Below are 25,343 nucleotides of genomic sequence, written 5' to 3' on the forward strand. Positions count from 1 at the left end.
ATATCAACATAAACGTACTGGGCTCCAATCGCGTTGAAGACCTCAACGATGGCAAAATTGATGTTGCCATTCGATTCAGCACATCCAGTAGCCATTTATACAAACCGTCGTTGGTGGTAGAGCAAATCGGCGATAATCCGGTGTTTCCGGTGTGCGCTCCGTCGGTTGCAGACCGCATATCCGATCGGCATACTGCAACCCACCCAATAGACCTGCTATCGGCCAGGCTATTTAGTCTTGCCCATGAAAATAAGGTGAATTGGGAAACCTGGTTTGAACATGCCCGGGTGGATATTCATCACGTCGAACTGAATAAAACCGAAGTAACATCCAGCGATCTGGCGTTAAGTGCCGTGCTAGCGGGGCATGGCATTATGCTGGCATCCGACATTATGGTTGGCGAGTACCTGAAATCAGGACAATTGGTGATCCCGGTGGATTTTCCGCATCCGATAAGCTGGAAAGCCCATTTGGTGTACTTAAAAAACTCACCCAAACACAAACGAATCAAGGTATTTTGCGACTGGATAAAAGCGCAAATGCCGTTTGAGCGTTAGGGTATTAATGGTTGTTGATGTGAGCTAGTATTTGCCGAATGAGGTTTTCGTCAAATGTAGTACTTCGTTCAGTATGTGCATCCAGCTTTTAAGTAAATGGATAGTACTCACCATTATTCACAATGGCAGTGGGCTGCTATAAATTTGATGGAATTGACCTAGGCGTCCTAAAAGTAGCCTGCCAACAGGACGTGGCAGGCTATGTCCGGCAACCCGCGAGCGGGCTACCCTTCCCAAACGCTATAACTATGACTATTACAATGGCTATGGCGCTGCACGCTCGCCAGCCAATAACGCATCCAGTGTTTGCTGGTCGAACACGGTATTTTGCTGGCGATCGAAAATACCAGAGTTCAGCTCGTCCAAACTGCCGTTATCCCAATAGAAGGGGAGTAATCCATTGCGAAGTGCGGCTTCTACCACGTACTGGTGATAGTAGGCGCGACTGTCTAAATGCTGTTGCAGATCGTCGCCGGTGAGGTTGGTGCGGCGCATGGCAGAGAATTCACCCAGCACTACCGGGATCCCCATATCCACAAACTGTACCTTCATTAAAGCAAATTGTTCTTCCAGTAAGCTTTCATCGCCAAAGGTGGCATTGCGTTCAGGTTGCGTGGTGGAATGATACGCGTCACCCCAGAAGTAAAACTGCTTGCCCCAGCTTTCGTCTTCGCGCATCAGCGTAAACTGGTAGGGGGTGTAAAAATGCACTTCGGCCATCATACGGTTAGTGAGGGTATCTACCGGCATGTGGGTCCACAGGGCATGGGTTTTTTCGATATCGGTAGTGGGCCCTTGTACCACTAACGTGCGGTAAGCGTTTTTACCGCCGGTTTCGCGCACCGCATCCACAAACGTTTGGTGATACGACAGCAGCACTTCCATTTGGTTAGCGTCTTCTACGGCAGGCTCGTTGGCACTGCCAAACAGTACTTTTTGATCGAAGTCTCGCAATTTGGTGGCGATTTGTTGCCAAAATGCGCGTTGTTTGGCATTTACGTTGTCTTGTTGTTCAGTGGTTACATTGTTTTCCAGCCAACCGCCGTCCCAGTGAATGTTAACCAGTACATATAAATCCTGTTCTACGCACATTTGTACAACCTGATGCACTCGCGCTAACCAGGCATCATCGATTTTGGCGGTGTCCTGATTGGCGTATTGGTCCCAGGCAAGGGGAATGCGAACCGCATTAAACCCGCTGTCTTTCACCAGCTTAATCAGCGCGGCTGATACTTCGGGATTGCCCCAGGCGGTTTCGCCGCCGGTGGCTTCCATGGTGTTGCCAATATTCCAGCCCAGCCGGATGTCGCTAGCGATTTGCAAGGCATCTTTATCCATACCCGACAGGTCGGCAGGCTGTGGGCTGGTATTGTAATCCGGGTAGCGTGTATCTGGCGTGTTACCGTTGCCAGGATCGGTTGGTGTGGGTGTGTTGGGAGTAGGCGGTGTTTGCGTGCTTGCTCCGCCGCCTCCGCAGGCAAACAGAAACAGGGAACACAGTAATATCAAACAACGACAACAGGTCATGATTCAGGCCTCTGACTATGTTAGTAGCGGTTCACCTTGTTATGTGTTGTTAATGTGAATTCGCTCGTTTAATTGAGGCACACAGAGTATGCAATGCAAATGCGGAAAAATACCCGCAGCCCGCGAAATTCCTGGCACTTTGCAAATAGTGTTAGTTTATTTGTGAAGAGTGTTAGTGCGGCTGGGCGGGTAAACGTGCTGCTTAAAGTATTTGGGTGTGCAGCCGTATTCTTCTTTAAACAGCTTGTTGAAATAAGAGATATTCTTATAGCCCACCGTATAGGCAATATCAGCTATGTTGCAGTTGTCTGATTCGGTAAGCAACCGACTGGCCTCAGCCAGTCGCAGTTTGTTCAAGTAACTGGTGAAGGTTAAACCCAATTCGGCTTTTAACAGTTCATTCATTTTGGTGCGATTAATACCCAGTGCACTCACTGCCATGTCCATGTTTAACTCGGGATGTGCAAAGTGCTCTGCAAGGTAGCGAATGATGGTATCGCTGGGCGTGTTGCGATGTGGCGCAAGCGAGAGTTGCTGATAGGCAACCAGCGGACGTTCGCTTAATATTTTGTGCTGTAAACTCTGTACCAGCGCCTTGCCATGGCCATGAAAAAGCCAGCCCGCATATAACAGCCACAACAGGACAAGCAGAGCTGCTGTAAAATACAAATAATCCCAGTCTTCACCGTTGAGGGTAAGGGTGTTAATTTGCACCCTAATCGTCTCGTTTATCGGGCTTTGTGCTGTGGTGCCTAATTGAATTTTTGCCACTTGGGCCAGGGAATAGCCGTCGTCGGCGAGATTAAGCTCAAACATTTGTAACCACCAGGCAGGCAGAGCCATGTCGGTGAGATTAACAGACACACGTTGCCATTGTTTGCTGCAATTAAAATAGCGATGCGGGGCGCGGTAGGTCAGGTAGTTATTCAGCTGGGTTATTGTGGGGTCTACGGTATAAACCAGCAGAGCAAGCACGCTGTCAGTTGAACATTTTACATTGAACGAAAGATATTGATAGGCGCGCAGATCCCGGTGAATACGTTGTTGCTCTGGATCGCTGAACACCAGCGATACCGCAGTATAAGGCCGGGTAAGTACCTCTGATAAGCGCAATTCAGCGTCCAGCAAATAACTGTCGTCATGAATAATGGCAACCGAATTCCCGCCGTCGTATTGGTCGGTGTCAGTTTCACTAAACCACTCCATTGTGCTGCTGTGCCTTGGCATCAGTGGATTGCTCAAAAACGTGTGATCAAGGGCAAGTAGCACCAGTGCTACACTTGCCCCAAGCAGCATAAGCAGGCTGTACAAGGCTTGCTTGTAAAAGCTAATCATTTTCGCACGTTCTCATTTACAGGCGGCTCTATACCAAATACGTTATCTGGACCGAACCTGAATGGTTGCAGGGTTCAGTTGTGGACTGGTTGCCGTCACTGTAATGTTACCCATTTCAGCTTGTTCGCTTTGAATAATTACCAGAACTTTGCCGCTGAAAGCGTTGCGCTGCTGCGACACAAATGGCGTGAAGTCAGTTGAGTCGCCATTATCGGTGGCTATGATGCGTCCGGGGCCGGCAATGGAAAACGCGACGTTATGGGTGGCTGTGGGTACTATTCGCCCCTCTGCATCAACTATATCTGCAGTAATAAACGACAAATCGATGCCATCAGCATTGATCACACTGCGATCGACAGACAACCTGATACCAGCAGCTGGCCCGCTGGTTTCCACCTTATCATGCGCCCAGGGTTTGCCGTTTTTATAAGCCACTACTTCAACAGTGCCGGGTGTGTAACGAATATCGTCGAAGCGCAAACGGTACTCCAATGGCGCTTTTTTCTTGCGTCCTTTCGACTGCCCATTAATAAATAGCTCGGCTTCATCGCCAGAGGTGAACACGTGAACAGGCGTAATTTCGCCCTCGCGCCCTTGCCAGTTCCAGTGGGGTAACAAATGCGCCATGGGTAAATCAGCCCGCCACTGGCTTTGGTATAAATAGAAGCGATCTTTTTTAAAGCCTGCCAAATCAATCATGCCGGAGTAGGAACTGCGTGCTGCATAATAGGGTGTGGGTTCGCCAATGTAATCAAATCCATTCCATACAAACTGACCCGCCACATAAGGGTGAGTGTCGATATAGCGAAATACTTTGTCGGCGGATGAGCCAAAATCCACGGCATGTAATTCATAACTGCTTACCTGATGAATACGGGAATCCCCACCGCGGCCATCACGCACGGGCGCACTGATGTCCGGGCTAACCGGAAACAGGTATATTCCCCGCGAACTGAATGCCGATGCCGTTTCGCTCGACAATATAACTTTATCCGGATGGGCCTCGTGAAATGCCGGGTAAGATGGCGGTGTGCGAATGCGGTTTGTGCCTTCAAATTCAGGTGCCTGGCGAATACCTTCTCCCTGATAATTCAGGCTGATTAAATCCATAGCGGCGCTGAACGGAAAATCGGCTTTTGCCCAGTTCATCGATGCCGTCACCGGGCGGGTGGGATCTTCACTTTTCACTATCGCTTTTAATGCCAATGCTACATCGGCACCCGCCTGATCGGTGTATTGTTCACCCACCTCATTGCCGATGTACCACATGATCACCGACGGATGGTTTTTATCCCTGCGCACCACCGCGCGTAAATCCTGCTCGTGCCAGTCGGCAAAAATCAGGTGAAAATCAAGCGGGGTCTTTTTCTTGTACCAACTGTCAAAGGACTCATTTAATACCAGGATGCCCATTTTATCGGTTAGGGAAAGGAGTTCTGGTGCGGGTGGGTTATGCGCCATACGGATGGCGTTAACCCCCATTTCCTGCAATATCTGTAACTGGCGTTCAGCCGCTCGCACATTAAACGCTGCGCCTAGTGCACCTAAATCATGGTGCTGATTCACACCTTGCAGCGCAATGTGTTCACCATTAATAAAAACACCTTTATTCGGATCAAACTGTAAGTCGCGAATACCAAAAGGCGTGGTGTACTCGTCGAGTACACGTCCGTTTTCTTTGCTTTCTGTAATCGTGGTCACGAGTGCATAGCGGTGGGGTGTTTGCTGTGGCACAGGGCCCCACAATTTGGGATTCGCCAGTGTGGTTAAGGCAGAGGAAATAGAATGCTTGCCAGCGGGTACCGTTACGGCCTGAGGTGCGAGTGTTACCGCAGGTGATGTGCTTAATTCATCAGTGATTGAGAGTTCGAAAATGGCATGTTGAATATTCACCGTTTGCGCCGAAGCGGTGTTGTTGGTGACTGACGTTGTGATGGAAATATCTGCCTTGCTTGCCGACACCTGCGGCGTAATTACCTGGGTGCCCCACTGGCTCACGTGAATGGGCGCAGTTTTTTCCAGCCACACATTGCGATACAGCCCGGCTCCCGGGTACCAGCGCGACGATTGAGGCGGATTGTCTACACGAATAGCTATTTGGTTCACACCCGATTTCAACAGATAGGGCGTGAGATCCAGTTGATAAGAGCTATAACCGTAAGGCCAGCCGCCCACCAGATGGCCGTTTAACCACACCATTGAATACGACATCGCGCCGTCGATATGCAGGTAAATTTGCTTGCCCGCATCGTCATTGGATAGCGAAAACTGCTTGCGATACCAGGCGACACCATGGCTGGGTAAGCGTCCCATACCCCCACCCACTTTGGGGTTGTCGCCGGTGTAAAATGGGCCGGCAATTGCCCAGTCGTGAGGCAGGGTTACAGCCTGCCAGTTGGCATCGTTATAGTCTGGCTGCACAAAAGGGAAGTCCTCGCCAGGGTTACCGGCCGGACGCGTATGGCGTTTTTCGCGATCCGCAATAAACGCGTTGCCTGAAGGAAGGATCCAGGGTTTAAGCACATGCTGCTGACTCGCTACAGACACTGCATCAGTGGGGCGGGTATCCGCAGCCTGGCTATCGTTAAATCCCTCAATGGCCGGCCGCGTGTCATACTGCAGCGCATCAGGCTGCTGGTTGTCAGCATAGCGGAAAAAGCGCCAGTTGCTGTTTAAGTCTACACGTTCGCGGGGGCTGGCACAGACACCGGAAATGGTTAGAATTGCTGCGCAAACAACCAGCCGCACAATAAACGTGTAAACAGACATGCCTTGTTCCTTATTAACATTTGTAATACAAGTTGCCAATATACAGGCATGCTGTTTAGATAAAAGGCAATTGCAGATTAAGTAATTGCATTACGAAATTTCTGAAGCCTGCATGTTACCCATGGCACTAACGGGCAGGGTAACCTTAGGTTTTACTGGCCCAATACAAAACGGAATACACATTATGACCTACCGCTGGGGCGTGATTGGCCCGGGTAATATTGCCCAAACCTTTGCCGATGCCTTGAACGTGTTACCGCAAGGAGAGCTGTACGCTGTGGCAAGCAGAAATGCACAACGTGGGCAGGATTTTGTGCTTAAAAATGGCGCAAAAGTACTGCACAGCAGTTATCAGGCACTCATAGACGATCCGAAAGTTGACCTGGTGTATATCGCTACGCCTCACAGCCATCACTACCCTGTGGCTCGTGCCGTGCTCGCTGCTGGCAAACACTTGTTGCTGGAAAAGCCGTTAACAGTGAATGCGGCGCAAACCCGGGAATTGGTTAAATTGGCTGAGCAAAATAACTGCGTATTTCAGGAGGCGTTGTGGAGTCGCTTTATGCCGTGTTTTGCCAAAGTAAAAGCCTGGATTGAGCAGGAGCGTATCGGAAAATTGCAGTATATTACCTCGCAAATTGGCTTTGTATTTAACGGCGAGCCGTCACACCGCTTGCTTAATCCCGCTTTAGCAGGGGGCAGCTTACTGGATCTTGGTGTTTACAGCGTAAGCATTAGTCAGTATTTACTTGGCGAACACCCGGTAGGAGTGAGCGCACTGGCTACCCCGGTTGGTGAAAAGGTTGATCACAATACCTTTGTTACCCTGCAGTATGACTCCGGTGTGGTAAGTCAGTTTGTGAGTACGATTGATGCGCACTGTAGCAATGTAATGACCATACATGGCAGTGAGGGATATATCCATGTGCCCGGACGCTTTTGGGAAGGCAATGCTTGTAGCCTGTTTGTAGACGGTGCTCCGATTGACAAATCCTTTGAAACTCAGCAGTTTACCCATCAGGCCAACGGCTTTGAATATCAAATTGCCGCCACTATGCAGTTAATAGGGGGGAGTACACTGAGTGACAAACGAATGTCCCATGCCGATAGCATTGGCGTAATGGATACACTCGACCGTATTCGCCATGCCCTTGGATTGCATTACAGCAGTGAGATTGAAGCATTGTAATTTGCAGTATTGCACAAGATAAAAAAAGCCCGGCGCTTGGGGTCAAATCAAGGCCGGGCTTGCAAAACGCATATGATGCGAGGTTTAGCCTTCCATGTGCTCCAGTTCTTTGCCTTTGGTTTCATGAACCAGTTTTACTACAAAGAACACCGACAACAGGGCAAACAGAGCGTAGAATCCATAAGCACCGGCCAGTCCAATACCTGCTAACAGCATGGGGAAGGTATAGGTGATCACAAAGTTAGCACCCCATTGCACCAGTCCGCTTACGGCTAACCCAGAGCCGCGAATTTGGTTCGGGAACATCTCACCCAGCATTACCCACATCACCGGGCCCCACGACAGGTTAAAGAAGAATACATACAGGTTGGCTGCAACCAGCGCGGTTGTACCCCAGTCGCCCAATATTAACTTGCCATCATCTGACTGGCTGGCATTCAAAAACGCAACCACCATTACCGACAACGTAACTGCCATGCCAATGGAACCCCATTTCAGCAGTGGTTTTCGGCCAATTTTGTCTATTACCAATAATGTGATCACGCAGGCAGCAATACTTATTGCGCCACTTAGTACGTTAATTAGCAGAGCGTCTGACTCTGAAAAGCCAACTGCTTGCCACAATACTGCGCCGTAATAAAACACTACGTTTATGCCAACCAGTTGCTGGAATGTTGCCAGGCCGATGCCTACCCACACAATTGGGCGAATCTTACCGGTTGCTTTTTCCTTCAAATCTGACAAGCGAGGCTGGTGGTCACTGGCAAGCGATTGTTTTATTTCTGCCAGTTTACGGGTAGCAGCTTCACTGCCTTGCAGCTTAGTCAGTACACTGGTTGCTTTGTCAGTTGCGCCACTTGATACCAGGAAGCGCGGACTTTCCGGAATAAACCACAGCATAATGAAAAACAAAAATGCCGGGATCAGCTCAATCCAGAACATCCAGCGCCAGGCTTCGTAGTTCATCCACAGAGTATTAGTTGAACCGGCAGCTTCACCAGCAAGTAAGTAGTTACTTAAAAAAGCTGCGAACAGGCCGCTAATGATCGCGATCTGCTGAATACTTGTTAGCATGCCGCGGTAGCGAGCAGGGGATACCTCTGAAATGTAGGCGGGCGCCATTACCGATGCAGCACCTACTGCCAGGCCACCTAATACACGGTAAATTACAAACTCAAAAGAAGATGTAGCAATACCTGAACCCCAGGCACTCACTATAAATAATACAGCGGCAACGATTAACAGGGTACGACGGCCATACTTGTCTGCGAAGCGGCCAGCAAAGAAGGCACCTACTGCACAGCCAAGCAGCATACTGGATACATTGAATCCGGTGCCTGCACTGGCTGAGTTAAAGGCTTTTTGCAAGCCATCCACAGTACCGTTTATTACGCCACTATCAAAGCCAAACAAGAAGCCACCAATGGTAGCCACAACACTAATGAATACCACAAAGGCAATGTTGTCATTGCTGGTGGCAGAAGGAGTAGAAGACATCGTGCTTTCCAACATGATTATGGCTCCAGGTACGGATCGATGGTCACAATAGTGCCATCCGGGTTATACGTCAGTTCGGTCATCTTCACGCTGCGCAGGTGGGTTTGTCCGCCCGACAAAGAGCTGTCGTGATAGAACAGATACCATTTGCCTTTAAACTCGGCGATGGAGTGGTGATTGGTCCAGCCTAAAACCGGCTTTAAAATCACGCCCTGGTACGTAAATGGGCCATAAGGGTTGTCGCCCATTGCGTAAACGATTTTATGTGTGTCGCCGGTGCTGTATGAAAAGTAATATTTACCTTGGTATTTGTGCATCCACGCGGCTTCAAAGAAACGTCTGTCATTGTCGCCTTGCAAAATTGGAGAGCCGTCTTTATCGAGGATCTCTACTTCTCTTGGGGCTTCTGCATACGACAGCATGTCGTCAGCCATTTTAGCTATACGCGGTTTTACCGCTGGTGCATCGTCAGCCGGATACACGTCTTGCGGGTTATAAATGCCACCTTCATAACGCTGTAACTGACCGCCCCAGATACCGCCGAAGTACATGTAGTAACTGCCGTCATCGTCTGCAAACACGGTAGGATCCATGCTGAAACTGCCTTCTATGGGCTCAGGCTGCGGCGTAAACGGACCACTTGGTTTGTCGCTGGTAGCAGCGCCAATATGGAACACATCATTTTTGTCTTTTAACGGGAAATACAAATAGTAAGTACCGTCTTTATAGGCGGCGTCGGGCGCCCAAAGCTGGCGGCCAGCCCATGGAATATCTTTCACCGAAATGGCGACGCCGTGATCGGTAACCTCACCACCTACTTCGTCCATTGATAGCACGTGATAGTCGCGCATATCAAAGTGATCGCCATTGTCGTTTTCCGGAATGCCGGCTTCGATGTCATGCGAAGGATAGATATACAAACGGCCTTCAAACACATGAGCCGACGGATCGGCCGTATAAATATGGCTAACCAGTGGTTCTGCCAATCCGCTTTTGTCTTTGCTCATTGTTGCGGAGGCTGATTCCGGTTCCTGAGTATTACTGGCCGCAGTATCATTTTGTTTTGCTGGCCCGCAGGCACTTAACAGCATTGCCGATACTACGGCAGATAACGTCATTTTATAAGAATGTTGAAACGTCACAACACGCTCCCTGAATGTTTATTGATGACAGCTTTGCATGATGCAGGGATACAAGACGTTGGGCAATGTTATCAGCCTGTAAAACAAGAAAAAGATAAACAGGAACCGAATAACATAAAATTTACAATACGACGGTGTGTTTTTCAGCGCATTTTGATGATTAACAGGCTGGCTATTGTTTCAGGGTTGATTGCTTTTTAACCATGCCCGAAAGCCGAAAAATGTGCTAGTATTCGCGCCCGCATTTTGCAAGGCTCAGTTGGAGTGTTTGTGAATATGGGTGGACGTTTCAAATTCAGATGAGAGATAAGCATAGTGTCAGATTTAAAAAGCAGTAGGGAACAGATTGGCAGTCAAGCCATTAACCGGTGTATTTCCGTCGCTCCAATGCTCGACTGGACCGATCGCCATTGCCGTTACTTTCTGCGTTTGATCTCGCGTCACACTCTGCTCTACACCGAAATGGTAACAACCGGCGCGATTATCTTTGGTAAAGGCGACTACCTTGGTTATAACCAGGAAGAACACCCTGTTGCCGTACAATTGGGCGGCAGTAATCCGAATGACATGGCGCGCTGTGCAGAAAAAGCCCAGGCCTACGGTTATGACGAAGTGAATATTAATGTTGGGTGTCCTTCAGATCGGGTAAAAAATGGTAGTTTTGGTGCCTGCTTAATGGCACAGCCTGACGTGGTAGCTGAATGCGTGAGTGCCATGCAAAAAGCCGTTGATATTCCGGTAACGGTGAAGTGTCGAATCGGTATTGATGACATGGACGAATACGAGGATTTCAGCAGGTTTATCGACGTAGTCGCTAATGCCGGCTGTGATACCTTTATTGTGCATGCCCGAAAGGCATGGCTGAAGGGCTTAAGCCCAAAGGAAAATCGCGATATTCCGCCGTTAAATTATCCACGGGTGTATCAGCTCAAACAGGCATATCCCGATCTCACAATAGAGATTAATGGTGGCATCACTACCCTTGAACAAACCGACGAACATCTGCAACATGTAGATGGAGTAATGATAGGGCGTGAAGTGTACGCCAATCCCTATATTCTGGCGGATGTAGATAAGCGCTATTATGGCGATAACGCTACAGTGTTGAGCCGTGAAGCCATTGTGGCTGCCATGCAAACTTACATTGATCGTCAGGATATGCCGTACTTTAAACCCTGGCATGCAGTGCGCCATATGTTGGGGTTATTCCAGGGGCAGCCAGGCGGACGTGTGTGGCGTCGCTATCTGAGTCAAAATGGCACGGGAAAACAACCGGATCCCCAATTGCTAACTAATGCATTGGCTGCAATGCAGGAAACTGCTCAGCGAGCTAATGAGCATCAACAGTCTTTAATTGGTTAATTTAACCATGCAGTTGGTCATTTTTACTAAAAAGTGATTTGCGTGTTTTTTGTTCAGTTTGAAGTGTTTAGTTTCAAATTTAAATTCAGTAGTTAAAACAATCGGTTAAAAATAAAAGACGATCTGGCACAGGTTTCGCAAATATGTTGGCAACATAGACATTGTTCAACTAAACGAAGAGGAAACCACCATGAAAGTAAAATCAATTGTTATGACTACAGTAGTTGCGTTAGGTCTTGCTGTAAGCGCCCAGGCGAATGCGGAAGAGTCTGCAGTTCAGCGTTTAATGGGTAGCTTAATTGCAAACGCTGTGTCGGTAACACAGGCTGAGATTGCAACGGAAGTGCAGCAAAACATTGCTAATACCACTTACCATTTGTCGTTAACTGATTTGCCAATAGGTAAAGTATCAGTAACAGAAATTGCATCAGTATCACAAAGCAAGGAAGACAACTCGATTGCTGAGTAGTGGAGCGAGCGCGCATGATGTATTCGCAACCATTACTGATTAGCTATGTACTGTTTTTGCCAGTGTTGATATTTAGTTTCTTTGCGTTTTTACTGTCTCTGGTGAAAACCGTGAAGCAAAAAATAAAGCCATATTTTGCAGGCAAATCAAAGCAGTTTCGAAGGAACAGGTAACCGTAATAACGTTACCTGTTTTTGTTTGTGCTGCGGGTGTAATTTTACAAGGTATTGCTGAAATGTGGTTTTCTGGCCAATTCGCAATTCGCAATTCCATACTCCCTACTGCCAACTCCCATTTATCGATTTATCTATTCCTAAATCGTTTTTTCCAGATCACGACACTTGTTTACCTGCTGATGAAGCCGCTTAACAGTATGCTCATTACGTGGCCCTACATGTCATCGCATTACTATGCCGTGATCCTGACTAAACTTTTGTGGTTAAATTGACCAATGATGTGGTGTATTTAACCAATAGTTGAAAATCATATAAAAGGAGAAATGAGTTTCATACCCGTGACTTATAGAATAAGTGGTTTAAAACAATGGTTTATTTTAATTTAAAAAGCTGGCACAGCTTTCGCTATAAGTAAAGTGTAAGCAAATGAACTACTCACTTTTAAACGGAAAAGGAAATTATTATGAAACTTAAATCAATCGTTGTTACTTCAGTTATCGCGTTAGGCTTGTCTATGAGTGCCCAGGCAAATGCAGATGAATCAGCACTTCAGCGTTTAATGGGAAGCCTGATTTCCAGTGCAGTAAGCACCGCGCAGGCAGAAATCGCAAACAGTGTGGAACAAAATATCGCTAACGTTACTTACAATCTGTCATTGTCTGATGCGCCAGTTGGCTCTGTGTCAGTAACGGATCTGGCAAAAGTAGAAGTAACGGAAGATACCGACTCTGCTGGCGAGTAAATGCAGGGGAATTACTGATGTTCGCACAGTCATTACTCATCAGCTATGTGCTGTTTTTACCGGTCATCAGTTTTAGTGTATTTGCTTTTGCACTATCGCTGGTAAGCACAGTAAAACAAAAGATCAGGCCGCATTTTACGTATCATGCAGGCTGTCCGGGAAACTCCCGAAGGTACAGGTAACCGTCAAACGTTACCTGTTTTTTTTTGCGTTATCAGCCTGTAAAACAATAGCTAAATCACTCACCATGTTTTATCTCCCTGCTGCTTCGTAACGAACTGTGTTGCATTTTCCACTTAATATCATTTTGACCTTATTTGGCATGCTCCGAAACTATGGTGGCGTATATGACTAACCTGGTGGTCAATTTGACTAAACAATGTAGATAATCTGATTGAGTAACTATGCCAATATCAAAATAATAAATAAAATGCTATTGAAATCAATTGTTTAAAAGTTGGCACGTGAATTGTAATCACTATAGCAAGCGTTAGTAAATTTTGAATGAAAGCAAACTGGAGGCAACACCATGGGAATGTTCACAAGAATCAATGACATCATCCAATCAAACATTAATGCACTGCTGGATAAAGCGGAAGATCCAGAAAAAATGATTCGCCTGATTATTCAGGAAATGCAAGAAACGCTGGTGGAAATCCGTAGTTTAGCGGCTAAGCACCTGGCAGAGCAGAAGACACTGAATCGCCAGTTGGAAGCGCTGGATAAACAAGCTCAGCACTGGCAGGAAAATGCTGAATTAGCAGTAAGCAAAGGCAAGGATGATTTAGCTCGCGCAGCCTTGGTTGAGAAACAGAGCATTGAAGCGAAAAAAGCCGCACTGGAAGCACAACTGACTCACCTCGACGAGATCCTGGTGTCAGTACAGGACGACACGGCTCGTTTGAATGAAAAACTCAACGAAGCCAAAGCTAAACAGAAATCGTTGTTGATGCGCCGTGAATCTGCCGTTGTGCGTATGCAGGCAAAACAGGCAACACACAGCGACAAAATGGAAGGTGTTATGGCCCGTTTTGAACACTACGAACAGCGCGTAGACGAGCTGGAAGCCAAAGTGGATGCCTATGATTTAACTGCATCGGAGCCGAAGCGTTCGCTGCAAGCTGAAATTGATGCACTAAAAAAAGATGATGATATCGAAAAAGCGTTAGCTGAGCTGAAAGCCAAGAAAGTGGCTTAACGCCCGATATCCGGTCCGGCGGCTTGCCGGGCCAACACCCTGACAAATTACTGAGGATGTAAGCCATGAAAACGATTTATGACAACGACAGAGTTACCCGGGACCTTAACCGCGCCGTGATTTCAGGTGTGTGTGCAGGCGTAGCGCGTTATTTCAGCGTAGACCCGGTTTGGGTTCGCGCAGGCGCTGCACTGGGACTGATTTTCGTGCCAATGATTACGTTACCGGCTTACATCGCAGCCGTTGTATTGTTGCCACGGAGGTCGTAATGAAAAACCTGATCATCGCGGTACTCATTGCGGTGTTGTTGAGTAAACTATTAGGTGGCATTGCCGCCGACTGTTTCGATTTGCACTTAGTGATGGGCGACGACTTAATTAGTGGTTCATTGGAGTGGATTATTATGGCTGGTGTATGTGTATTGTTGATTGTGGTGGGCTTTATTGTTGCAATGAGTATTGCTGCCGCTATTGGAATAGCCGTGGTGGCAACATTGGGTGCACTGGTGTTTGCTGGAGTAGGTGTATTTTGGCCAGTATTGCTTATAATTGGTGTAGTCATGTTGCTGGGGCGAAATAAAAACCCAGTAGCACATTAAAAGCCGAAAAAACGCGAAATGCCATAACCTGGTTATTATCGCGAAGCATTTTACATTAAAGGCGTGAAGCAATAGCATAGGCGCCCAATTTTTTAAAAGAGGCAGATACTGCCTCTTTGATTTTCCGGCAGCGAATAAGGATTTTTATGAAACAGTATCTCAATGCAAAGTCCGTTGGCTTTACCGCAATCATCCTCATTGTTGTTTTCTGGCTGATAGGTATGTACTGGAGTTTTGAGCCGTCGACCTTTAATGTGAGAGCCAATGCTAAAGCGCAATTCGATACTACCAACACCAGCGGAGTGCCTGCAGATGTGCCAGGGTATACCGTTACCGCCACAATGATTACGGTAGCCGGTACGCTGATGGACAAACCGGGCGGCTATTTATCTAATGATGTAACTCCCCCATCGGTTTTCCTCGACAACATCGCAAGCTGGGAATTCGGCGCACTTGAAATGGTGCGTGATATGGCGTTGTCTATGCGCAAGGATTTCAGTCGCTCGCAATCCCAATCACTGGAAAATCCACAGTTAATAAAGGCGCAACCAAAATTCAATATCGACAATCGCAGTTGGCTGTTTCCTTCTGCAGAATCACAATATAAGGAAGCAATTGAGTTTCTTGCCGATTACCGTGATGACCTTGCCGATCCAGATCAGGGGGATGGGCAGTTTTATACCCGTGCTGATAATCTGCGAGAGTGGTTAAAGCAGGTAGAAAAGCGCTTAGGGAGTATGTCACAGCGTTTAAGTGCCAGTGTGGGCAGCGAGCGTGTTAATACCGATTTGGCCGGTGACTCTGCAGCATCTAACTCCACACCTCGCCCCAGTGCCATGCTAACTAAAACCAGCTGGTGGCAACTGGACAACGAATTTTATGAAGCACGCGGCGCAACCTGGGCACTTTTACATTTGTTAAAAGCCGTTGAGGTTGATTTTGCTGACGTGCTGGAGAAAAAGAATGCGTTGGTTAGTTTACGTCAGATAATCAGAGAGTTAGAAGCTACTCAGCAAACTATTTGGAGCCCGATGATTTTAAATGGCAGTGGCTTTGGTATGTTAGCCAATCACTCGTTAGTAATGGCAAACTATATTTCTCGTGCAAATGCGGCCATAATTGAGCTGTCTGAATTACTCAATCAAGGATAAACGATGAAAAAACGTGTATTAGCCGCTGCGATGGGAAGCCTGTTGTTAGCGCCGTTTGCCAAAGCAGATACGTTGCTGGGTATTTATGCCGGTGCGCAGGGCTGGAATACTTCAACTTCGGGTGGTTTTTCTGAAAGCTCTACAGGGAACGCAACCTTTAATTTTGACGACGAAACGAATACCTCGTTTTACATTGCGCTGGAACATTTTGTGCCACTGGTGCCAAATATCAAACTGAACTACACCAGCTTAGACAGCAAAGGTGCTACTGATCTTCAGGCGTCGTTTGAATTTGATGGCAACACCTATGATGCGAATACTAACCTGCTGACAGAAACCAACATCGATACCACTGATATCATTTTGTATTATGAAATTTTTGATAACGACCTGGTGAGTTTCGATATCGGTCTGAATGGTAAATACATCGACGGTACCTTATTTGTAGAAGACGCGGATAGCGGCGAAAATGGTGAAGTATCGTTTAAAGGGATCATCCCAATGGCTTACAGTCGCGTGCAGGTTGGTTTGCCGTTCACCGGCTTGTCTGCTTATGCTGAGGGTAGTTATTTAGCGTTTGACGATCACAAGGTGAGCGACTTTCAGGTTGCGGTAACTTACTCATTTGTTGAAAACCTGGCAATTGATATGACATTGCAGGTTGGCTATCGCGATATTACCGTTGACATTGAAGACCTCGACAATGTGTACGCCGATTTAGGTTACGATGGTGTATTTGCCGGTCTGGAAATTCACTTCTAGTCCATTCAGTAATAAAAAAGCTAATTTTATTCTTTCCAGTTATCAGAAAAACTCATTAGCCTTGTAGCATGCAAATAAGGCTAATGAGTTATGTCAGCAAATTCTAATCAAACAAACGGCGCACCCGGGCCGATTATCAGTGAGCCGCAATGGAACGCCATTACGCAGGCTATTGCCGGGTTAAACGCACAGCAGTTGAGCTGGATAAGTGGTTATCTGGCCGGTTTGGCCGCGTCTGGTCAGGCATTGCCTCAGGCTGCAACTGCCATCGCAGGTGCTCAGGCTGCTGGTGATGCGCCAGTATTAACCATTCTGTACGGTTCGCAAACGGGCAATGCCAAGGGTGTTGCGCAAACATTGCAGGCCAAAGTGGAAGCGGCTGGCATTACCAGCAAACTGTTAAGTATGGCCGATTACAAACCGCGCCAAATCAAAGCAGAAACCCATTTGGCGATTGTGGCCAGTACCCATGGTGAGGGTGAGCCGCCTGATGATGCCATTGAATTACACGAATTCGTCGGCAGCAAAAAAGCGCCCAAGAATCCTGGCCTCAAATACGCAGTGCTGTCTTTAGGCGACTCCAGTTATGAGTTCTTCTGTCAGACCGGTAAAGATTTCGATGAGCGCCTGGCTAGCCTGGGTGGCAAAGCCGTTGTGCCACGCGTGGATTGCGATGTTGATTACGAAAATGAAGCGCAAGCCTGGTGTGAGAAACTGATTGAATCGCTGAAGGGTGATTTTGCGGGTAGCAATACGGCCGTTGCTGTGCAGCAGGGCAGTGCAGTGCAAGCGGTTGCAGCGCAAACTTACACGAAGAAAGCCCCTTATACTGCAACATTGCTCACGTCGCAGAAGATTACTGGTCGTGATTCGGTAAAAGATATCCGTCATATTGAAATTAGCCTGGAAGATTCAGGTATTCAGTATCAGGCCGGTGATGCACTGGGTGTATGGTTTAAGAACGACAGTGCGTTAGTTGAAGAACTGATCGGCTTAATTGAAGCCAATGCCGATGACAGCGTAGAAGTAGACGGTCAGTCGCTGACGCTGGCAGATGCGTTAATGAGTAAACTTGAACTAACGCTAAGCTATCCCGGATTTATTAAAGCCTATCAGGAAGCCACAGGCTCTGAAGCCCTGGCAGCATTGTTGGAAGATAAAGCTGCGTTGCGTGAATACCTGGCCGACAGACAAATTGCCGATATCGTTCGCGATTATCCGGCAGCGGTTGCTGCGCAAGCTTTTGTGAATGCATGTCGCCCAATTACACCGCGCCTGTATTCGATTGCGTCGAGTCAGTCTGAAGTAGAAGACGAAGTACACCTGACCATTGCACACGTTGATTACGACGCGTTTGGTAAACGTCATCAGGGTGGCGCGTCTGGTTATTTGTGTGAGCGTCTGGAAGAAGGCGGTGAAGTAGAAGTATTCGTTGAACCAAACGATAACTTCCGCTTGCCAGCAAACCCGGATACACCAGTGATCATGATTGGTCCGGGTACCGGTATTGCGCCTTTCCGTTCATTTATGCAGGAGCGCGATGCTCAAGGTGCAGAAGGTAAAAACTGGTTGTTCTTCGGCAATCCGAACTTCACCCAGGACTTCCTGTATCAGGTGGAGTGGCAGGCATATGTGAAGAGCGGATTGTTGAGCCGCATCAGTCTGGCTTTCTCACGCGATCAGGCCGAGAAAATTTATGTTCAGCAACGTTTGCTGGAAGAAGGTAAAGACGTGTTTGCCTGGCTTGAAGAGGGCGCGCACGTTTATGTGTGTGGCGATGCAAACCGCATGGCGAAAGATGTTGAAAATGCTCTGCTGGACATCATTAAAACCCACGGTAACAAAGATGATTCGGATGCCAAAGCGTACTTATTGGCTCTGCGTAAAGCAAAACGATATCAGAAGGATGTCTATTAATGAGTGATTCTAAGTCTCCTTTTATTGTAGAAGGCAAACTGGCTGACAACGAGCGTTTGAAAGCCCAAAGCCGTCATTTGCGCGGAACCATTGAAGCCGATTTGAAAGATCCGTTAACAGGTGGTTTTAATGGCGACAACTTCCAGTTAATACGTTTCCACGGTATGTACCAACAGGACGATCGTGATATTCGCGCAGAACGCGCCAAACAAAAACTGGAGCCATTGCACAATGTCATGCTGCGCGCCCGTTTGCCGGGCGGGATTATCAAGCCTGAACAATGGCTGGTTATCGACAAGTTCGCTGAAGAGCACACAATGTATGGCAGCATTCGTTTAACTACGCGTCAGACATTCCAGTTCCATGGTGTATTGAAGCCGCATATTAAATTGATGCACCAAACGCTGAACAAAGCGGGGATTGACTCCATTGCTACGGCCGGTGACGTAAACCGAAACGTACTGTGTACCTCTAATCCAATTGAATCTCAGGTTCATCAGCAGGCCTATGATTGGGCGCGTAAGATAAGTGAGCACTTACTGCCTAAGACCCGTGCATATGCTGAGATTTGGTTGGACGGTGAGCGTTTGGAAACCACTGATCAAGAGCCAATTCTGGGCGACACTTACTTACCTCGTAAGTTTAAAACAACGGTTGTGATCCCCCCGCAAAACGACGTGGACGTACACGCAAACGATTTGAACTTTGTGGCAATTGCTGAAAACGGCGAACTAGTAGGTTTCAACGTACTGGTTGGTGGTGGTCTGGCAATGACGCACGGGGATAAAACAACGTATCCACGTAAAGCAGATGACTTTGGTTTTATTCCTTTAGAGCACACTCTGGCCGTAGCTGAAGCGGTAGTAACCACACAGCGTGACTGGGGTAACCGCGTCAATCGTAAAAACGCGAAAACCAAATATACCCTTGAGCGTGTGGGTGTAGATAACTTCCGCAAAGAAGTTGAAAAACGTGCAGGTGTTGAATTTGCGCCGAGCCGTGCGTATGAGTTTACCAGCCGTGGCGACCGCATTGGTTGGGTTGAAGGTATCGACGGAAAGTTCCACTTAACGCTGTTCATTGAGAACGGTCGTATTCTGGACTATCCGGGCAAAACACTGAAAACGGGTTGTCGTGAAATCGCCAAAATTCACCAGGGCGACATGCGAATGACAGCCAACCAGAACCTGATCATTGCAGGTGTACCCGCTGATCAGAAAGACGCAATTGAAGCGCTGGCGCGCGAGCACGGTCTTATTCAACCGGATATTACTCCTCAGCGTATGGATTCTATGGCGTGTGTGGCATTGCCAACGTGTCCGTTGGCGATGGCAGAAGCCGAGCGATTCCTGCCGGGTGCAGTGGATCAACTTGATACCCTGATGGCCAAGCATGGATTAAGTAACGATAGCGTGATCTTCCGTGTAACCGGCTGCCCTAACGGCTGTGGCCGCGCTATGTTGGCGGAAGTGGGTCTGGTAGGTAAAGGACCGGGTCGATACAACCTGCATCTTGGTGGTAACCGCGAAGGTACGCGCATTCCGCGTATGTACAAGGAAAACATTACTGAACAGGAAATTCTCGACATCCTCGACGATCTGTTAGGCCAGTGGGCCGCAAACCGTCAGACTGGCGAAGCGTTTGGTGATTATGTTGTACGCGCTGACATCATTAAACCCGTGGTAAATTCTGCTCAGGATTTTTATGACTGAACACGAACTCAGCCAGATTAGTCAGCCACTCAGCCTGGATATTTCCGCGGCTGAGCTGGCTGAAATTAATCAGGCACTGGAAAAAATGGATGCATCAGGCCGAATTCGTTGGGCAATGGCCAACTTACCGGGTGAGCAGATTGTGTCGTCGAGTTTCGGCGCACAATCTGCGGTTATGTTGCATTTGCTTACCAAGGAAAGGCCTGATATTCCGGTTGTACTTACCGATACGGGCTATTTGTTTCCGGAAACCTACCAGTTTGTTGATGAACTGACAGAAAAGCTCAATCTGAATTTAAAAGTGTACAGTGCCGGTATCTCGCCTGCCTGGCAAGAAGCCCGCTTTGGTCGCTTGTGGGAAAAAGGCATCGAAGGTATTGAGCAGTACAACAAAATGAATAAAGTTGAGCCCATGCAGCGCGCATTGAAAGAACTCAATGTAGGTACCTGGTATGCCGGGTTACGCCGCAGTCAGGCCGATACACGTCAGCGCCTACCCGTGCTTCAAAAAGCGGGCAAGCAGTTTAAGTTGTATCCCATTATTGATTGGTCTAACAAAGACTTACATTACTATTTAAAAGACAATGGCCTGTCGTATCACCCATTGTGGGAACAAGGCTATGTGTCGATTGGAGACTGGCATACCACTCAGTCGCTACAAGAAGGCATGAGCGAACAGGATACCCGCTTCTTTGGGTTGAAGCGCGAATGTGGTCTTCACGAATTTGGTGACGGTATTTAATCGTCACCTTCTTTCCTGATTGGCTGTTGTTATCGGGTTACTGAAAAATAACGGCCAAATACCTGCTGAATTTCATTCACGAAACTCTCTGACTCATTGCGCGGAATTAATCTGGACAGTTCGGCCCCTACAGACGTAAATCGATAGTAGGTAAGCCAAAGACTGGGTTTGTTTGGCGTAAGTTGTACACTCGATTTGGAAAATTTTAGGATTTGTGTGCTGCCTTTTGCCAGCAGTCCGGTTTCCATTTCGCTTGCATACACCAGTTTCATATTACTCAATGCCAAAATATCGGTAAAAGACAAGCCGTGCTGGGCGAGCACAAAAGTGCCGCTTGTTCCGGGTGTAAGTAAACTCAATAAACCGGGTTTATTGTGAAAGCCAGACAGTATAATTGGCGTTGAATCCTGGTTGCGCTTGCAGGCAAGCTGGCAGGCACGGCTGAACAGTTCGGCATCACGCTGCGTGAGTTTAGTGAGTGTTTCCAGTGTTCTTAACGAAAAGCTCCCAGGGCGCTGTACCTCCACAGCCAGAATTTTTCCCCACAACTCTTGCATGGCGGGTGAAAATATATGCTCAGCCATATCGGCAAAGGCATGAAACCAGTCGGGGTCAAGCTGCTCGGTGCTGCTCTCGGAATACGAAACCCCTAAGGCAATCGACATTATGCTTTTTAGGTTGTTTAGCCGGTTTTGCTCTTTTAAGCGTCTGAAGTTGGCAATTTCATGAGGTTCAAATCCCCGAATGTCCAAAACATGAGGTGTAACTCCAATTTGTGCAAACCAATGAGTAATGCGCTGCTGGAGCGCAGAAGTTGAGGTGCCAGCTGATTGCGCCTTTTTGCGTTCAGTCGATTGAGGCGCGTTAACGCTGGGTTTATTCGGCGATATTCCCTGAGCTAAATGGGGTGGTGCATTTGAAGGTATTTTCATCTATTTGAGCACTACAAAGTGGCGCAGATATGTATATCTGTATTACTTTAGTGTAAAGCGAGATTGCTTTGCAAATTCGCTTTTAGGCGGTAGGATGGGGTTAATGTGTATGAGATGCCAAAGTACTGATGTCAGCGGAATACGATAACGACGAGCTGGTTTTCCTGGATGAAGACAGTCACCAGGAGCTCGATGATAAAAATAAGCGGCAGTGGAATATTCTTATTGTTGATGACGATGAAGAAATTCACACTGTTACCAAACTTGCCCTGTCTGGCCTGGTTGTTCATGAACGCTCTCTGAATTTTCTTCACGCTAGTTCTGGCAAGCAAGCCAAATCGATGCTGGATGAACATGGGCGAGATATCGCTATTCTTCTGCTTGACGTAGTAATGGAAACCGACGACGCGGGGTTAACCGTAGTTGAGTACCTGCGTGAAACGCTGAAGTTACACGAACCACGTATTATTCTGCGCACCGGTCAGCCAGGATTTGCACCCGAAGAGCAGATCATAAAGACCTACGACATTAACGATTATAAAATGAAAACCGAACTGACTCGGGCCAAGTTGCTCACGACGGTCATTTCGTCTATTCGTTCTTATCAGCAAATTCTTACTATTAATCAAAGCCGCCTTGGTTTGCAAAAAATCATCCATTCATCTGCAAACTTATTAGAAGAGCACTCCGTTAAAGGCTTCTGCGAAGGAATAGTGACACAGATCAGTTCGCTGATTGGTCTGGAGGCTGAAGGGATAGTGTGTGCCAGAGCCGGTTCAGTGCTGGATCGTGACGACGACGGCGTCTACGTTTTGGGTGCTGCTGGCGACTACGCCCAGTTCATCAACGAACGAATAGAAGAGCTCCACAACGATTTAATTGTGCACAATGTATCTCGTTGCCTGCAATCCAAAGCGCATATTTTCGACGATGGCGTATCTATTCTGTACCTCAATAGCTCGGGTTTTGAAGCCGCTGTCTATTTAAACTTGTCTCACAGCATCAGTGATCTCGATAAACAGCTACTGGAAGTTTTTTTAAGCAGTATTTCAGTGGGCTATGAAAATGTGTACCTGTTCCACGAGTTAAGAAATGCTGCTTTCAGAGACTGGCTGACACGGCTGCCGAATCGAAATGAATTTATTAAAATTCTGGATACCCATTCGCATGGTGGTGCAGGAAAAGGGTTGTGCGCTGCGTTAGTGGATGTTAATCAATTCTCTGATATCAACGACGGACTTGGTCAGGAAACAGGCAACGAGTTACTAAAAGCGGTAGCAAACCGTTTAAATGAGAGCTTTGGCAGTGATGTCCACAAAGGGCGCATTGCAGCTGACATATTCGGCTTATTAGGGCCTGCTGATGTGGTAACTCCAGAGAAAATCACGGCAGCATTTCAACAATCCTTTACCGCAGATGACCACACCATTCCCCTTAATGTAACAATCGGGTTGTGTGAACTGGATGACAATAAAAAAGTACCGGGCGTTGACCTGTTAAAGCGAACTAATATCGCCCTGAATCGTGCAAAAAAAATACCCACTACTAATTTTGAGTATTTCGCACCTGAAATTGAAGAGCAAACGACCTGGCGTTTGCATTTGATTCGTCGATTGCGTACCGATTTTGCTAACCGTAAACTGGAACTCTGGTGTCAGCCTCAAATTGAACTGGCAAGCGAAAAAATAGTCGGTATGGAAGGACTGTTGCGCTGGCCGGATGGCAGCGGTGGTTACATTTCGCCTGCTGAGTTTGTACCTTTGGCAGAGTATTCAGGGTTGATTGTTGACATTGGTCACTGGGTATTGGAAGAGTCGTGCCGACGCTTGCAGGAGCTCAAGAAATTAGGTTATCCGCACTTACGCGTTGCCGTTAACGTATCTATTCCTCAGTTCCGGGATCCCGATTTTGTGGATAAAGTGAAGCGGTTGCTCACAGAGTACGCGCTGCCACCTAGCTTACTGGAGTTGGAGATCACCGAGAGCGTGGTAATGGACGAGCCGCAAATCGTTATCGATGCATTAACCGATTTGAAAGAGTTTGGTGTCACCATAGCCATTGACGATTTTGGCACTGGCTTCTCGTCAATGAGTTATTTGCAAAAGTTGCCGTTACACCGTTTAAAGGTGGATCGTTCGTTTGTAAAAGACATTGGTGTTGGTGAATCTGCATTAATTGCAGAAACCATTGTAACACTCGGCAATAAATTGGGCTTGGTTACGATCGCCGAAGGCATTGAAAAGCGCGAACAAGCGAATCACATGATCAAATTAGGCTGTGACGAAGCACAGGGATATTTGTTTGGTAGGCCAATGCCGTTTAATCAGTTAATCGACTTCCTCGCCGATCACGACGCCAGTCACGCTTAGCATTTATTTAATTTAAAATACGAGCGAGCTTATTCCGAACAGCGCTGATTTGACTATTCAGCGCTGCCTGATTTTTTTTTAGCCAACGATTGTTTCGTCCGGATGGATGAGGAAACACAAAGGTGTTGTCCGCCGCTGAGCTATTATTAATAGCGTCGGTAATAGAGGCAAATTGCGGCTGATAATAATTCTGTGCATATCTACCCACTAAAATGGTAAGGTCAGGACGAAGCAACGCCCGAATCTTTGCGTGCCAGGCCGGTGCACATTCTGGTCTCGGCGGTGCGTCGCCAGCGTGTTTCTTACCCGGATAGCAAAACCCCATTGGCATAATGGCAAAGTATTCAGCATTGTAGAACTGCTCGCGCGACACATTTAGCCAGTCTCTTAAACGGTCGCCGCTTGGGTCATTCCAGGGCTTATTACTGTTATGCGCAATCAGGCCTGGGGCTTGCCCAATAATGAGAATACGAGCGTTGGGATGGAGTTGAATAACAGGCCGAGGCGGTAGTGGTAAGTTGGACTGGCATAGGGCGCATTGTTGAATACTTGCCAGGGTATGATGGAATGTACCTAAGTATATTTTATTATTCGCATTGGTTGTCATAAAGCTGTAACAAAACTATGTTCTTTAATTGATCAATCGCCAGTATTGCAGTAGTATGAATTTATCGTTAATTACTGGAGAAGTCCCATGCGTAAATTATTAGTAGCTTCTGTGTTGGCCGCAAGTGCTTTCACGGCTAACGCTGAGGCAGGTAACGATAAAGCTTTTGCTTGCATGGATGCCAAAACGTTCGAAATTAACAGCAGCTGCATGGTTGATACCATAAGTAACAACGTGCAATTTAAAGCCGCTCAACAATCTATCGTTGAGGTAGCCAACGCAAACTCGGCAGAGTACGCCATTGCCACAATGACGTTTGACGCTAAAAAAATGACAATTGATATCGTCGCTCACCGGGATGCATTGCTAGTAAAAAATACACTAGCACAGCCGAATCGCTAATTGCTTAAGGCATTGTAAACAGAAAACCGGAGCTTTGTTCCGGTTTTTTTGTTTTGTGCGCCGGGCATGGCGCGTAGTGTTTTAACACTGTTCGACTTACTGTGGTGGTGAGTTGATGACTTGGAGGTGAAAGTCCTCTGCACACCCGGCAAGGGGAAGTGCTAGCCGAACGGCAAGGGTGTTCATCG

22 protein-coding genes are annotated in these 25,343 nt (G+C 47.4%); 15 read left to right on the forward strand and 7 right to left on the reverse strand.

The window, feature by feature from the left end; all coding sequences use genetic code 11:
• On the forward strand, window positions 1-557 hold a 557-nt coding region (locus ACLR2L_RS09260), incomplete at its 5' end, for a LysR substrate-binding domain-containing protein (RefSeq protein ID WP_413367638.1).
• A gap of 264 nt (window positions 558-821) precedes the next feature.
• Here the strand turns inward: ACLR2L_RS09260 and ACLR2L_RS09265 are convergent.
• From ACLR2L_RS09265 to galB, 3 genes are all read right to left on the reverse strand, one after another.
• Complete coding sequence (locus ACLR2L_RS09265) at window positions 822-2,084, reverse strand: glycoside hydrolase family 5 protein (RefSeq protein ID WP_413367640.1); 1,263 nt, start codon at window positions 2,082-2,084, stop codon at window positions 822-824.
• A 156-nt stretch (window positions 2,085-2,240) separates the two neighbouring features.
• Entirely contained in the window at window positions 2,241-3,419 is a 1,179-nt protein-coding gene (locus ACLR2L_RS09270) for a helix-turn-helix domain-containing protein (RefSeq protein WP_413367642.1), read from the reverse strand.
• Between the two features lie 42 nt (window positions 3,420-3,461).
• The gene (gene galB, locus ACLR2L_RS09275; RefSeq protein WP_413367644.1) at window positions 3,462-6,188 is read right to left on the reverse strand and encodes a beta-galactosidase GalB; all 2,727 of its coding nucleotides are present in this window, start codon (window positions 6,186-6,188) and stop codon (window positions 3,462-3,464) included.
• Window positions 6,189-6,372: 184 nt separating this feature from the next.
• On the opposite strand from galB, the gene ACLR2L_RS09280 reads away from it, so the two are divergent.
• Window positions 6,373-7,377, forward strand: coding sequence for a Gfo/Idh/MocA family protein (locus ACLR2L_RS09280; RefSeq protein WP_413367646.1), 1,005 nt, complete (start codon window positions 6,373-6,375; stop codon window positions 7,375-7,377).
• Between the two features lie 84 nt (window positions 7,378-7,461).
• On the opposite strand, the gene ACLR2L_RS09285 is transcribed toward ACLR2L_RS09280, so the two are convergent.
• Window positions 7,462-8,874 (reverse strand): sugar porter family MFS transporter, encoded by a 1,413-nt coding sequence (locus tag ACLR2L_RS09285; RefSeq protein WP_413367665.1) that lies wholly within the window; start codon window positions 8,872-8,874, stop codon window positions 7,462-7,464.
• A gap of 17 nt (window positions 8,875-8,891) precedes the next feature.
• Window positions 8,892-9,881 carry a glycoside hydrolase family 43 protein gene (locus tag ACLR2L_RS09290; protein ID WP_413367667.1) on the reverse strand — a complete coding sequence of 330 codons (990 nt, stop codon included), beginning with the start codon at window positions 9,879-9,881 and terminating at the stop codon, window positions 8,892-8,894.
• A gap of 522 nt (window positions 9,882-10,403) precedes the next feature.
• Between ACLR2L_RS09290 and dusA the strand changes: the two genes are divergently transcribed.
• The 11 genes from dusA to ACLR2L_RS09345 all read left to right on the forward strand — a co-directional run bounded on the left by dusA (window position 10,404) and on the right by ACLR2L_RS09345 (window position 20,845).
• Window positions 10,404-11,378, forward strand: coding sequence for a tRNA dihydrouridine(20/20a) synthase DusA (gene dusA / locus ACLR2L_RS09295; RefSeq protein WP_413367669.1), 975 nt, complete (start codon window positions 10,404-10,406; stop codon window positions 11,376-11,378).
• 190 nt (window positions 11,379-11,568) lie between these two features.
• A complete protein-coding gene (locus ACLR2L_RS09300; protein WP_413367648.1) occupies window positions 11,569-11,847 on the forward strand; it encodes a hypothetical protein in 279 nt (92 codons plus the stop codon).
• A 639-nt stretch (window positions 11,848-12,486) separates the two neighbouring features.
• Window positions 12,487-12,765 carry a hypothetical protein gene (locus tag ACLR2L_RS09305; protein ID WP_140959393.1) on the forward strand — a complete coding sequence of 93 codons (279 nt, stop codon included), beginning with the start codon at window positions 12,487-12,489 and terminating at the stop codon, window positions 12,763-12,765.
• Window positions 12,766-13,294: 529 nt separating this feature from the next.
• Window positions 13,295-13,963: a phage shock protein PspA gene (gene pspA, locus ACLR2L_RS09310; RefSeq protein ID WP_413367650.1), complete on the forward strand. Its 669-nt coding sequence runs from the start codon at window positions 13,295-13,297 to the stop codon at window positions 13,961-13,963.
• Between the two features lie 65 nt (window positions 13,964-14,028).
• Complete coding sequence (locus ACLR2L_RS09315; RefSeq protein WP_140959389.1) at window positions 14,029-14,232, forward strand: PspC domain-containing protein; 204 nt, start codon at window positions 14,029-14,031, stop codon at window positions 14,230-14,232.
• Window positions 14,232-14,561, forward strand: coding sequence for a hypothetical protein (locus ACLR2L_RS09320; protein WP_413367653.1), 330 nt, complete (start codon window positions 14,232-14,234; stop codon window positions 14,559-14,561). Before ACLR2L_RS09315 ends, ACLR2L_RS09320 begins: the two co-directional genes overlap by 1 nt.
• A gap of 146 nt (window positions 14,562-14,707) precedes the next feature.
• Window positions 14,708-15,712 (forward strand): DUF2333 family protein, encoded by a 1,005-nt coding sequence (locus tag ACLR2L_RS09325; RefSeq protein WP_413367655.1) that lies wholly within the window; start codon window positions 14,708-14,710, stop codon window positions 15,710-15,712.
• A 3-nt stretch (window positions 15,713-15,715) separates the two neighbouring features.
• Window positions 15,716-16,474: a TIGR04219 family outer membrane beta-barrel protein gene (locus ACLR2L_RS09330; RefSeq protein WP_140959383.1), complete on the forward strand. Its 759-nt coding sequence runs from the start codon at window positions 15,716-15,718 to the stop codon at window positions 16,472-16,474.
• A gap of 90 nt (window positions 16,475-16,564) precedes the next feature.
• A complete protein-coding gene (locus ACLR2L_RS09335; RefSeq protein WP_413367657.1) occupies window positions 16,565-18,391 on the forward strand; it encodes an assimilatory sulfite reductase (NADPH) flavoprotein subunit in 1,827 nt (608 codons plus the stop codon).
• The gene (gene cysI, locus ACLR2L_RS09340; RefSeq protein WP_140959380.1) at window positions 18,391-20,103 is read left to right on the forward strand and encodes an assimilatory sulfite reductase (NADPH) hemoprotein subunit; all 1,713 of its coding nucleotides are present in this window, start codon (window positions 18,391-18,393) and stop codon (window positions 20,101-20,103) included. The genes ACLR2L_RS09335 and cysI overlap by 1 nt, the downstream gene beginning before the upstream one ends.
• The gene (locus ACLR2L_RS09345) at window positions 20,096-20,845 is read left to right on the forward strand and encodes a phosphoadenylyl-sulfate reductase (RefSeq protein WP_413367659.1); all 750 of its coding nucleotides are present in this window, start codon (window positions 20,096-20,098) and stop codon (window positions 20,843-20,845) included. Before cysI ends, ACLR2L_RS09345 begins: the two co-directional genes overlap by 8 nt.
• A gap of 29 nt (window positions 20,846-20,874) precedes the next feature.
• Here ACLR2L_RS09345 and ACLR2L_RS09350 read toward each other — a convergent pair whose 3' ends face one another.
• Window positions 20,875-21,777, reverse strand: coding sequence for a TIGR03899 family protein (locus ACLR2L_RS09350; RefSeq protein ID WP_413367661.1), 903 nt, complete (start codon window positions 21,775-21,777; stop codon window positions 20,875-20,877).
• Window positions 21,778-21,905: 128 nt separating this feature from the next.
• On the opposite strand from ACLR2L_RS09350, the gene ACLR2L_RS09355 reads away from it, so the two are divergent.
• Window positions 21,906-24,146, forward strand: a complete 2,241-nt coding sequence (locus tag ACLR2L_RS09355; RefSeq protein ID WP_140959374.1) for an EAL domain-containing protein — start codon at window positions 21,906-21,908, stop codon at window positions 24,144-24,146.
• A 7-nt stretch (window positions 24,147-24,153) separates the two neighbouring features.
• Here ACLR2L_RS09355 and ACLR2L_RS09360 read toward each other — a convergent pair whose 3' ends face one another.
• On the reverse strand, window positions 24,154-24,753 hold the full coding sequence (locus ACLR2L_RS09360) for a uracil-DNA glycosylase family protein (protein WP_413367663.1): 600 nt from the start codon (window positions 24,751-24,753) through the stop codon (window positions 24,154-24,156).
• Between the two features lie 87 nt (window positions 24,754-24,840).
• On the opposite strand from ACLR2L_RS09360, the gene ACLR2L_RS09365 reads away from it, so the two are divergent.
• On the forward strand, window positions 24,841-25,155 hold the full coding sequence (locus ACLR2L_RS09365; protein ID WP_140959370.1) for a pyridine nucleotide transhydrogenase: 315 nt from the start codon (window positions 24,841-24,843) through the stop codon (window positions 25,153-25,155).
• Window positions 25,156-25,343: the final 188 nt, after the last annotated feature.

It is taken from the genome of Alteromonas sp. AMM-1 (assembly GCF_047290655.1).
GTDB lineage: Bacteria > Pseudomonadota > Gammaproteobacteria > Enterobacterales > Alteromonadaceae > Alteromonas > Alteromonas mangrovi.